The following is a 12,170-nucleotide window of genomic DNA, read 5'->3' as shown; positions in this document are numbered from 1 at the left end:
AGATAGAAAAACTCATGATATAGTCATTTTTACCATAAGATATCTAAAGAAAGGGCGTGTAGAATTTCGCATAAGGTTTTAAAGGTTAAGGATTAATGTAGATGATTGATTAATAGATACTAAAGCTACAATAAAATTTTCTTATAGTCAATTTTACCATAACATTATTTTACATAAGAAAACCCCACCAGAAGAACTGATGGGGTTTATAATTATAGGCTCTTTAAATATGCCTTTACTTCATTATAGATATTCTCACCGGTAAAGCCGAACTTCTCATCTAAAGTTGTAGCTGGTGCAGAATAACCAAAATGGCTTAAGCCGAATACTTTACCTTTCTTACCTGCTAATCCTTCCATAGTTACTGGTAGGCCTGCGGTTAAGGCAAATATTGGTGAATTTTCATCAATTACTTCTGCCTGGTATGCTTCAGACTGATCTCTGAATAAACCTTCAGAAATAACAGAAACGATATTCGCTTTCACACCGTCTTTTTCAAGTAGCTGTGCTGCTTCGAATAAAGTGGCTACCTCAGAACCATTAGCTACTAAAGTAACATCAGCTCCGTCTACAGATTGTACTCTGTAAGCACCTTTTCTAGCACTTTCAGCTTCGGAATAACGGTCACCGTCCTTCGCAATAAGGTCTTTAATACCTTGTCTTGAGAAGATTAAGCCGGTTGGTGTTTTCTTATTTTTCAAAGCCATTTCCCAAGCTACTGTAGTTTCAGCAGCATCAGCAGGTCTTAGAGCTAATAAACTTCTTTCACCTTTGTGGTTACGAAGTTTTTCTAACAATCTAAGCTGAGCTTCTTGCTCTATTGGCTGGTGGGTTGGTCCATCCTCTCCTACTCTGAAGGCATCATGTGTCCATAAATAAATTACAGGAAGCTCCATAAGTGCAGAAAGTCTGTAAGCAGGCTTTTGATAATCTGAGAATATGAAGAAAGTACCTACCACCGGGATGATACCACCGTGCAGGGCCATTCCGTTAGCCATAGCTGCCATTGTAAATTCAGATACACCAGCATGCATGAAGTTACCTGCATAATCATGTGTTCCGAAAGCTTTTGATTTCTTTAAGAAACCATCAGTTTTATCACTGTTAGCCAAGTCAGCAGAAGCTACGATTAGGTTCTCAACTTTATCAGCCAAATAACCTAAAACTGCAGATGAAGCATCTCTTGAAGCTACATTCGCTTTTTGAGGTATCTGTGAGAAATCAATCTCAGGAATATCACCACTGAAGAATAAGTCAAGTTTCTTAGCTAACTCAGGGTTAGCACTTTTCCACTTTTCTTCCTCTGCTTTCACAGACTTTACTTCTTCTCTTTTTCTATCTATGATCTCTTTGTAGTAAGCCTCAACATCTTCGAAAATAGCAAATGGATCATCTACTTTTCCTCCTAAAGCTTCTACTGTTTTCTCATAAGAAGCATCAGTACCACCTAAAGGCTTACCGTGAAGTACACTGTAACCTTCGTAAGGTTTTCCATCTGCATCAACAGCACCTTTACCCATGATGGTTTTACCTATGATCAATGTAGGTCTTTTTGTTTCTGCCTTAGCATCTTTCAGCGCTTTTCTAATTGCATCATGATCATGACCATCAATAGTAGTCACGTTCCATCCCCAGGCTTCATATTTTTTAGCAGTATCTTCAGAAGTAACTTCATCTGTATACGTACTTAATTGCACATCATTGCTATCGAAGAACATTACCACGTTACTTAAGCCTAAGTAACCTGCAATACGACCAGCACCCTGGCTTATTTCTTCCTGAATACCACCATCAGAAATGTAAGCATAAATGGTGTGATCAGTCCAGCTACCAAATCTCTCCTCTAGAAACTTACCAGCTAATGCTGCTCCAATACCCATGGCATGTCCTTGCCCTAAAGGACCAGATGTATTCTCTACACCTCTTTTGTGGTCCACTTCAGGGTGACCAGGTGTGATAGAACCCCATTGGCGGAAGTTAGAAACATCATCTTTAGAATAATTTCCTAAAAGGTATAACTGCGAATATAACATAGCAGAGAGGTGTCCTGGATCTAAAAAGAATCGATCTCTCCAACGCCATTCTGTATTGTCTGGGTCAAATTGCAAGAATTCACTGTACAATACATGCATGAAATCAGCTCCTCCCATTGGTCCACCGGGGTGGCCGGAATTAGCTTTTTCAACCATTGCTACAGAGAGTAGCCTAATGTTATCAGCAGATAGTTTATCTAATTTTGGATTGGCCATAAGATTTAGCTAGGTTTTTTTAATTGTTCGGCTCAAAGATAGTGATTAATAATGTTTTCGTACATCTCTTGCTTGCCACTTATTAATTTTGGCTCTCCTGCCTCGCTAGCTATAGCATATAGGTCTTCCAGACTGAGTTTACCTTGCTCAAAATCAAGGCCTTTTCCAGCATCAAAGGAGCTGTACCTTTCGGCTCTGAGTTTTTTATAGTTGCTGTTTTCCAATACCCTGTCGGCAGTGATCAGTGCTCTGGCGAAGGCATCCATTCCTCCAATATGCGCATGGAAAATATCATCAAGGTCAGTAGAATTTCTTCGTGTTTTAGCATCGAAGTTTACGCCTCCTCCTTTAAAACCACCAGCCTCAAGAATGATCAGCATGGCCTCAGTAAGTTCGTATAAATTGATCGGAAATTGATCTGTATCCCAGCCGTTCTGATAATCACCTCTGTTAGCATCTATACTTCCTAATAGGCCTGCATCAGCTGCCACCTGAAGTTCGTGGGTAAACGTGTGCTGAGCCAAGGTAGCATGGTTCACTTCCAAATTAAGCTTAAAATCATCCATGAGATCATAACCTCTTAAGAAGCCTAGCACCGTAGCGGCATCGAAATCATATTGATGCTTGGTAGGCTCCATGGGCTTAGGCTCAATAAAGAATTGACCTTTGAAACCTTGCTTACGAGCATACTCTTTGGCCATATGTAAGAATCTAGCCAAATGATCCTGCTCTTTCTTCATATTAGTGTTTAGAAGAGACATGTAACCTTCTCTACCTCCCCAGAATACATAGTTTTCACCACCCAGTTTGATAGTTGTATCCAGAGCATTTTTCACTTGCGCACCTGCATAAGCAACCACACTAAAATCAGGGCTGGTAGAAGCTCCATTCATGTACCTTGGGTTTGAAAACAGGTTAGCGGTACCCCATAATAATTTCACACCGCTGGCTTTTTGCTTTTCTAGTGCATAATCAGAAGCTATTTGCAGCCTTCTTTCAGACTCCTTGAAGCTGGTTCCTTCAGCCGCCATATCAAAATCATGGAAGCAGTAGTAAGGCACACCAAGTTTGGTAATGAACTCAAAAGCAGCGTCTAATTTGTCTTTAGCCTCTTGCTCTACGTCACTAGCCGTAGACCACGGAAAAGCTTTAGTGCCAGGACCGAAAGGATCGCCACCTGTACCACAGAAGGTATGCCAGTAAGCCACTGCAAATCTGAAGTGGTCTTTCAGGCTTTTTCCGGCCACTACTTTATTCTCGTCGTAATATTTAAAAGCCATAGGGTTATCAGATTCCTTACCCTCAAACTGTATTTTTCCTATGCCTTTAAAATATTCTTTGTCTCCTAATAATACGTTATTACTCATTATTCATAAGGTTTTAATTGTTCTCTAATAAATTCTTTAAGTCTTTTTTCCAGATGTTATAAGCCTTCTGGTAGGGGTCTTTGTCAGGGCTCATTTCATAGCTATCTACCTGCTCGGCCTTGCCATAAATATCATCCAGCTCCTTATATCTCCCTGTCACTAATCCAGATCCTCTGGCCGCTCCAACCGCACCGGTAGTTTCTATTACTTCTATTCTGCAACCTGTAAGGGTGGCCACAGTAGTAGAAAACACTTTAGATCTGAATAAATTATCATTTCCTACTTTAATAACATGCGTCTCAATACCCATGTTTTTTATAATCTCCACACCATAGACAAAGGCAAAAGCCACTCCTTCAAGAGCTGCTCTGTACATATGACCTTTACCATGGCGGTTAAATTGAATATTGTTGACCTGAGCACCTACAAATTGATTCTCCAACATGCGCTCGGCTCCATTTCCAAAAGGAACAATGCGAAGGCCATCAGCACCAATAGGCACCTGGTTGATCATCTCTTCCATTTTCTCATAGCTCACATCTTCACCCACAACTTGTCTTACCCAGCGGTATTGTGACCCGGCTCCATTGATACAAAGCAATACTCCGATTCTCTGAGCATCAGACTGATGATTAACATGAGCAAAGCCATTTACTCGTGATGCCCCATCATATAAAGGCTGATCTACCACAGCGTACACCACGCCTGAAGTGCCGCCGGTAGCTGCGATTTCCCCTGGCTTAGTCACTTGTAAGGATAAGGCATTATTGGGCTGATCACCAGCTCGGTAGGTAACAGGGATTCCTGCTTTTAAGCCCAGAATTTCGGCAGACTGCTCGGTTACGAGGCCCTGAACTGAGAAAGTATCAGCTATTTCCGGAACTAAGGAGCGGTCAATATCATAATAATCAAGCACCATCTGAGCGATATCATTATTCTGAAAATCCCAAAGGATACCTTCTGACAAGCCCGATTTGGTGGTAACGATCTTCCCTGTCATTTTCATAGCTATGAAATCTCCAGGAAGCATGAACTTGTGTATTTTACTATAAACCTCAGGCTCATTTTCTTTTACCCACATCAGTTTTGAGGCGGTAAAATTACCCGGTGAATTTAGCAAGTGAGTATGACATACTTTTTCTCCTATTCCCTCAAAAGCGTCATTGCCGATATCTACACTGCGGCTATCGCACCAGATAATAGAAGGACGAAGTACTTTCTGGCCTTTATCTACCAGCACCAAACCATGCATCTGATAAGAAAGACCTATCGATTCTACATCAGCGCCGTTGACACCGGTTTGGGCTAATACTTTTTTACATACTTTGGCCACATACTCCCACCACTGTTCAGGATCCTGCTCGGCCCAGCCTTCCTGCAAGGCCTGTATTTCCATCTCAGTATCAGGGTATTGCGCCATGCCTACGGTCTCCCGTGTCTCGGCGTTTACCAGCGCCGCCTTTATAGACGAGCTACCGATATCAAAACCTATTAAATATTTACTCATGAGGGAATTGGTTGTTTTGCTATCGTTTTTTTAATCAGTTGAACTTCACAAATTTGGTGTTTTTCATGTGGAATGCACTTACTTTCAATACTTCACCCATTCGTCAATTAAATTCATAAATACGCCAATTTCATACGTCAACAACCCTTCACTACCATACAGTGGCGTACTGTTGACGTAGCCGCATTTTCAGGAACTAGACTTTGGCAACTTTTTCCATTGAGTAATGACGTACAAATGAATAAATTATGGCGAATTCGTGCAGTAGTGAAACCTTACTGATAGTTAGGCAAAATAGCTTTCTTTATGAAATCGTTTGCGAATTTAAATGCGCCTTCATGAAAAAAAATCAACTCTACCCTGTATTAATATCTGTTATAGTAGCACTTGGGGGCTTTCTTTTGGGTTTTGACGGCGTAGTTAATTCTGGGGCCATCACCTTCTATAAAAACACCTTCAATATCTCCAGCCAACCTCTGCTGCTAGGGATTAGTACCAGTGCCATTCTATTAGGATCTATTCTAGGCAACCTAACTGCCGGCATGATCAGCGATGCTATTGGAAGAAAGAAAGCATTATTAATTACAGCCTTCTTATTTATGCTTGGGGCGTCAGGTACAGCATTGGCGGGGCACATTATCATTTTCATCATTTGTAAATTTGTTGCAGGTATTGGTGTAGGCATAGCTATACTAGTAGCTCCTATGTATATCGCTGAAATGGCTCCTCCCGAAAATAGAGGTAAGCTAGTCACTATCAACCAATTAAATATAGTACTTGGTTTATCGATAGCATACTTTTCTAACTACTACATACTTCAGTTCATAGAAGACCCAGACCTGAACTGGCGATGGATGCTGGGCATAGGAGCCTTCCCTGCCGCGTTATATTTCATACTTCTATTTATCATTCCAGAAAGCCCCAGGTGGCTCATCCAAAAAGGTCGCTTGGAAGAGGCTAAATTCACTCTGAATAAGGTGAGAGATCATGAACAGGCAGTCATTGAATTTCAGAATATCCAGAACACACTTAAAGCCACTAAAAAAGAGAAAAAAGCTAAGCTATCAGAAGTGTTTTCCCGAAGAATGAAAGTAGTGCTGATTATTGGTCTTGCGCTTGCCTTCTTTCAACAGGTAAGCGGCATTAATGCAGTACTTTATTATGCCCCGATGATTTTTGAAACGGCCGGAGGCGCCACTGACACCGCCTTTCTTCAGGCCATAATTGTAGGTATTATCTTCATGGTATTCACCGTATTATCGATGCTGGTAATAGATAGATTGGGTAGGAAGCCGCTTTTGATCATAGGCACATCTATCATGGCTGCTTTTCTGGTAATGGTAGGTTATTCTTTCTACATAGCAACCTATAAGGTTACTGATAATACCATCACTAGCCTAGAGCAGTCATTGAAGGATTCTGAGGTATTGGCCCAGGCCAAAGCCACCAACCCTAAAATCTACCAGAAAGATAGCATTGTGTACATACAGACAGCCGCCTCGGTGTATAAAAACGGGCAGGTAATAGCTGAGGTGCAGCATGACACTTACAATACCATTAACTACGAGATCAAACTGATTACCAGCGTATTGGAAAGACAAAAAGGAAAAGTTTATACGAATGAACTCGACTTTTTTAGCACTTTGAAAACAGCTTTTAGCAGAGAGCTACAGATGAGTAGTGCTCAGAACATCATAGCTAATCAGGAATTATCAGCAGATGAAGTAACAGAACTGCGCTTTGCTGATGCATATAAGCAGGTTATTTTAGGCACCAGCATTAATATTAATGCCAATTGGGTGCTAATAGGCATTTTAGGTTTTATAGCTGGATTTTCCATATCGCTGGGCCCGGTAATGTGGGCCATTCTATCTGAGATATTTCCTAATCGATCAAGAGGACTGGCTATTTCTGTAGCAGGCTCATTGAACGCACTGACAAGTTTTGCGGTAGCCACCATATTTCCATACGAACTGGAAAAACTGGGCTCGGCCACCACCTTTTTCATATTCGCAGCCTTTATGATTTTGTGCTTGTTTTTTGTTTTGAAATATGTGGTAGAAACCAAAGGCAAATCTTTGGAGGAAATAGAGGCTGAACTAATAGATAATTGATTTTTTAAATGCAGATACAAAACCCCATTTTAAGAGGATTTAACCCTGATCCTTCTATCATTAAAACTAAAGATGGTTATTATATAGCCACCAGCACCTTTGAATGGTTTCCTGGTGTGCAAATACATTATTCAAAAGACCTCATTAACTGGGAGTTAGTAGCAAGACCGTTAAACAGAATCTCGCAGTTAGATATGCGTGGAAATCCTGATTCTTGCGGCGTTTGGGCGCCTTGTCTTTCATATCATAATAACACCTTTTACCTGGTGTATAGCAACGTAAGATCATTTGACGGTAAATGGAAAGACACCCACAACTATCTGGTGACAACAGATAATATTTTAGGAGAATGGTCAGATCCTGTGTATTTAAATTCTTCCGGTTTTGATGCCTCACTTTTCCATGATACTGATGGCAAAAAATGGCTTTTGGCCATGATTACGGATCAGCGTAATAATCATTTTTTTGGAGGTATCACCCTTCAGGAATATGATGAAGCTGAAAAAAGACTGACCGGACCGATCCACACCATTTTCAAGGGTACCGAACTTGGCTGCACTGAAGGGCCACATTTATATAAGAAAGATGGATTTTACTACCTGATTACGGCCGAAGGTGGCACCGAATATGGCCATGCCGTTACGGTGGCTCGCTCTCAATCAATCACAGGTCCTTATGAGGTTCACCCTGAAAATCCCATCATTACCTCCAGGCATCATCCCGAAGCTGAGCTTCAAAAAGCTGGTCATGCAGATCTGATTCAGGATGAGCATGGGCAATGGTTAGCTACCTTTCTGGTTGCGCGGCCACTGAGTCCCTTAGGTAAATGTATTCTTGGTAGGGAAACAGCCATTGAATTGATAGATTGGCCTGACAACCAATGGCCACAACTTAAAAATGGAGCAAGAACACCTCGATCCCTGGTAAGCTCTAATGGGCAGACACCTCAAGACTTTACTCCTAGTGTCCATCATGTGACTTTTGATCAGCCGGTGCTGGATATTCATTTTCAGTCATTAAGAGTTCCCATAGAAGAAAGTTGGGCCACCTTGACGGCAAAGCCAGGATTTTTGAGGCTAAAAGGCCGAGAATCTTTAAGTTCCTTTCACTACCAAAGCTTGATCGCGAGGAGAATACAACATTTTAAAATTGAAGCCTCCACCTACCTGGAATTCGCCCCAGTTAACTTTCAGCAGATGGCCGGGCTTATTTTTTATTATAATACCAATCACTTCCACTATTTAACTGTATCCTGCGATGATCAGCAACAAAAGACCATTCAAGTGATCACTTATGACAAGAGTAAGGTCACTGAGTCGCAAACAATAGCTATTGAGTCATTAGCACCGGGCATTCACCTCAAAGGCGTGCTTCATTACGACAGATTACAATTTCATTATAAAGAAGCTGATACCTGGAAACCAATAGGTTCAGCCTTAGATGCCAGCATTCTTTCTGATGACTATGTGCGTGATGAGACCAACCACTACAGACCTGCCTTTACGGGAGCCTTCTGTGGCATTTGCTGCCAGGATCTATCAGGTCAAGGCAAGGCTGCTGATTTTAAGCATTTCAATTATACCGAATTAAAATAAGATGACCTTGAAACCCTTCATTATCTGTATATTACTTTTAACTGTGATGAGCTGTTTAAAAAGTAGAGAGTCAGATCCCCAACTTGAAAAGAGTCTTACTAAGCCCGCAAGGAAACTAGCTAAGTTCGAACCTGAAGATGGCAAAGTCTTGCTCTTTGTGGGCCAGGAATTAGCCGCTATCGGTGGATTGGAGAACTATAATGATGGCTACCTGGACAACTTCGACCGACCAGCTGGCTTTACCATGTACACTAATTTTTCACCCGGAGACAGCTCATTTGGTCACATCAACAAAGGCCTGGACGGCGTAAATACCACGGATAACTGGGGTGATGGACCTAGCAACATAGCCATGCAATTGTCTGATCCCGACTTTAAAAATATGGCTTTGGCTATCGGCTTGGCTTTTGTAAACCATGAGACACAAGTTGCTAATGGTGAGCATGATGACTTAATAGTTGGCTTGGCAGAATTCATCAAAAAGCAAGGCGAGAGGCCTGTATTTCTACGTGTAGGTTATGAGTTTGATGGCCATCAGTGGAATCATTATAACAGAGAGGACTATATCAAATCTTTCCGTCATATTCATGATGTCTTTGATAGCTTGGAAGTGAATAATGTTGCTTTTGTATGGCAATCTACCGGCTGGGCATCAAGCCTGGATCATTTGGAGGCCTGGTACCCTGGTGATGACTATGTAGACTGGTGCGCCTATTCCTTCTTCGCTCGGTACGATGAAGCTAAAATGATAGAGTTTGCCCGCCAAAAAGGAAAACCAGTGTTCATAGCTGAGGCTACACCTACCATTGGCGACGAAACCATTAAATTCGATGGACAAACTATAGCCACAAATCTTTCTGATGCAAAACAGGCTGAAGTAGCTTGGAAAAAATGGTTTATTCCTTTGTTCAAAACCATCCATGATAATCCGGATGAGATAAAAGCGGTGAGTTACATCAACTCCTACTGGAAGTCCCAGCCTATGTGGAAGGACAATCCTACTTTTCAAAAGATAGATGCCCGTCTGCAGAAAAGCTCATTGATCACTAAAAAATGGAGAGAAGAAACCAGTAAAAAGACGTTTATTCTATCATCAGACACTTTGTACCAATACCTGAATAAAACCCATTAAATCTGCTCTACAAAGTTATCCAGAGCAAGGTGCCTGTCCAGCTGTAGCTTTTTACGAAGCCTGTACCTTCTGGTCTCCACCCCTCTTACTGAGAGGTTGAGCTGTTCAGCAATGTCCTTGGTATTCATTCGCATTTTCAGAAGGGCCATCAACTTCACATCAGACACCGAAAGGCCCGGGAAACTGCTTTTCAAGTTTTTAAAAAAATCGCCATGTATAACATCAAAATGTTGCTCAAAAGACTGCCAACGATTACTTCTATCCATCTGATTGTCAATCTTTTTCAAGATACGATCCAGCTGATAAGAATGGTCAAAGCCATTTTCCGATTGGAGATCTCTGATATCATTTTTAAGTTCTTCCAAAAACTCATCACGAGCCTGAATTTTGAGGTGAAGAGCCGTCAACTCTTTGCTTTTTTCCTCCATTTTCAGCTCCATATCTTCCAGAGCTTCTCGAAGATTAAGATTTGCCGGACGAGCCGCGTTATGCATTAAAGCCTTATCTAAGCAGCTTTGCCAATAATTATAAGCTCTATGGCAAGCCGCTCCGTCATACTCAGGTTCATAAACTACATCTGCACTTACTCCCTCTAAAGCCTGTTCAAGTGAGCTATAAACACCTGTAGCCACGCCAGCTGCCCGAGCTGCTCCCACTGCTGCGGTGGTGTCCATCACCTCTATCTGGCAATCAAGCAGCGTAGCAATGGTAGTAGAAAACACCTCAGACTGAAACATATTGTCATTGCCCACCCGCATTACATCTACCTTAAGGCCAATTTCCTTGAGAATATTAACGCCTCTCACAAATGAAAAAGCAACACCCTCTAAAGCCGCCCTATATAAATGTGCTCTATCGTGTCTATTGAATTGTATATTATGAATGTGCGAGTTGATATTCTGATTTTCCAGCATACGTTCGGCTCCGTTTCCGAAGGGCAATATGCATAGTCCATCACACCCAATAGGTACTGTAGATACCATGCGCTCCATATCTTTATAATTCCTATCTCCACGAGCGATCTGGTTTTTCATCCAGCTGTATTGAATTCCGGCACCGTTTAGGCAGAGCAAAACCCCTATCCTATCATGATTCTGCTCATAATTGACGTGAGCAAATGAATTCACTCGTGATTTATAATCAAAAATGGGTTTATCCACCACACCATACACCACTCCGGAGGTTCCGCTGGTTGCTGCTATCTCATTAGGGCGCATCACATTCAGCGCCAATGCGTTAGTAGGTTGATCCCCAGCTCTATAGCTCACAGGAGTACCTGCCTTCAATCCACATAAAGCGGCAGCTTCTTTTGTTACCTGGCCTTGTATGCCAAAGGTGGGGGTAATATCACAAATATGCTCTTCTGAAAGTCCATAATAGTTCAGGAGCTCTGACGATACTTTTTGCTCATTGAAATCCCAGAAAATCCCTTCTGATAATCCAGGAATGGTGGTATATGCTTCGCCTGTGAGCTTTAAAGAAATAAAATCTCCGGGCAGCATAAATTTATGTACTCTTTGGTAAATGTTTGGCTCGTTATCTTTAACCCACTTTAATCTGGAAGCAGTGAAATTACCAGGGCTGTTTAATAAGTTCTGGAGACAATATTCCCGTCCCATCTCTTTAAAAGCGCTTTTCCCAATCTCCACACCTCTGCTATCACACCAAATAATGGAAGGTCTAAGTACCTGATAGTCTTTGTCTACCAGCACTAACCCGTGCATCTGATAAGAGATGCCGATACCTTTTATCTGAGATGCTGGCACTTTAGATTCTGCTAAAAGCTTTCTGGTAACGATGATAAAGTTCTGCCACCAGAGCTCCGGCTGCTGCTCTGCCCATCCGTGCTTGCGTGAGATAATATCCATCTCATTATCAGGATATTGCACCACGCATTTCACCTGATTTTTCTCAACGTTCAGCAAGCTTGCCTTTACTGAAGAACTTCCTATATCATAGCCTAGTAAATACATAAAATCAGAATTACGTCAATTATACGTCAGGTAAATATATATAACTTTTTCTAATTATGGTCATTTTGACCATAATTAATTTTAACAATATTTATCCATTTAGAAGTCTGCCATTCAGGTTAAGTTGAGGCAAGAAATTACACTCTACATAATTTTCGATAAATAGATAAAGAGAACGACAAAAGGTACACTGCTAAAGAAATACACCTTTCATTGATACGTATTAGCGCTAT

The 12,170-nt window shown here is 41.4% G+C and carries 7 protein-coding genes; 3 read left to right on the top strand and 4 right to left on the bottom strand.

The window, feature by feature from the left end:
* Positions 1–212: 212 nt before the first annotated feature.
* From LVD16_RS11535 to LVD16_RS11525, 3 genes are read right to left on the bottom strand one after another with little or no spacing between them, the layout of a single operon-like run.
* Positions 213–2,249, bottom strand: coding sequence for a transketolase family protein (locus LVD16_RS11535; RefSeq protein ID WP_233774095.1), 2,037 nt, complete (start codon positions 2,247–2,249; stop codon positions 213–215).
* A 32-nt stretch (positions 2,250–2,281) separates the two neighbouring features.
* On the bottom strand, positions 2,282–3,616 hold the full coding sequence (gene xylA, locus LVD16_RS11530; RefSeq protein ID WP_233774094.1) for a xylose isomerase: 1,335 nt from the start codon (positions 3,614–3,616) through the stop codon (positions 2,282–2,284).
* Positions 3,617–3,629: 13 nt separating this feature from the next.
* On the bottom strand, positions 3,630–5,123 hold the full coding sequence (locus tag LVD16_RS11525; RefSeq protein WP_233774093.1) for a xylulokinase: 1,494 nt from the start codon (positions 5,121–5,123) through the stop codon (positions 3,630–3,632).
* A 338-nt stretch (positions 5,124–5,461) separates the two neighbouring features.
* On the opposite strand from LVD16_RS11525, the gene LVD16_RS11520 reads away from it, so the two are divergent.
* Genes LVD16_RS11520 through LVD16_RS11510 form a run of 3 tightly spaced genes read left to right on the top strand, consistent with a single transcriptional unit; the run spans position 5,462 to position 9,964 of the window.
* Complete coding sequence (locus LVD16_RS11520) at positions 5,462–7,237, top strand: sugar porter family MFS transporter (RefSeq protein ID WP_233774092.1); 1,776 nt, start codon at positions 5,462–5,464, stop codon at positions 7,235–7,237.
* An 8-nt stretch (positions 7,238–7,245) separates the two neighbouring features.
* Entirely contained in the window at positions 7,246–8,832 is a 1,587-nt protein-coding gene (locus LVD16_RS11515) for a glycoside hydrolase family 43 protein (protein ID WP_233774091.1), read from the top strand.
* A gap of 46 nt (positions 8,833–8,878) precedes the next feature.
* Positions 8,879–9,964: a glycoside hydrolase family 26 protein gene (locus LVD16_RS11510; protein WP_233774090.1), complete on the top strand. Its 1,086-nt coding sequence runs from the start codon at positions 8,879–8,881 to the stop codon at positions 9,962–9,964.
* On the opposite strand, the gene LVD16_RS11505 is transcribed toward LVD16_RS11510, so the two are convergent.
* Positions 9,961–11,937, bottom strand: a complete 1,977-nt coding sequence (locus tag LVD16_RS11505; protein WP_233774089.1) for an FGGY family carbohydrate kinase — start codon at positions 11,935–11,937, stop codon at positions 9,961–9,963. The two genes, LVD16_RS11510 and LVD16_RS11505, sit on opposite strands and share 4 nt — an antisense overlap.
* Positions 11,938–12,170: the final 233 nt, after the last annotated feature.

Source organism: Fulvivirga ligni (assembly GCF_021389935.1).
In the GTDB taxonomy this organism is placed as follows: Bacteria; Bacteroidota; Bacteroidia; order Cytophagales; family Cyclobacteriaceae; genus Fulvivirga; species Fulvivirga ligni.
The sequence above is the reverse complement of the archived record's forward strand: the minus strand, read 5'-3'. Positions and strand labels throughout refer to the sequence as shown.

Bases quoted from the DNA above. Each gene is read 5' to 3' on its own strand.
- LVD16_RS11525 (WP_233774093.1), bottom strand. From the start codon at position 5,123: ATGAGTAAATATTTAATAGGTTTTGATATCGGTAGCTCGTCTATAAAG.
- LVD16_RS11505 (WP_233774089.1), bottom strand. From the start codon at position 11,937: ATGTATTTACTAGGCTATGATATAGGAAGTTCTTCAGTAAAGGCAAGC.
- LVD16_RS11515 (WP_233774091.1), top strand. From the start codon at position 7,246: ATGCAGATACAAAACCCCATTTTAAGAGGATTTAACCCTGATCCTTCT.
- LVD16_RS11535 (WP_233774095.1), bottom strand. From the start codon at position 2,249: ATGGCCAATCCAAAATTAGATAAACTATCTGCTGATAACATTAGGCTA.
- xylA (WP_233774094.1), bottom strand. From the start codon at position 3,616: ATGAGTAATAACGTATTATTAGGAGACAAAGAATATTTTAAAGGCATA.
- LVD16_RS11510 (WP_233774090.1), top strand. From the start codon at position 8,879: ATGAGCTGTTTAAAAAGTAGAGAGTCAGATCCCCAACTTGAAAAGAGT.
- LVD16_RS11520 (WP_233774092.1), top strand. From the start codon at position 5,462: ATGAAAAAAAATCAACTCTACCCTGTATTAATATCTGTTATAGTAGCA.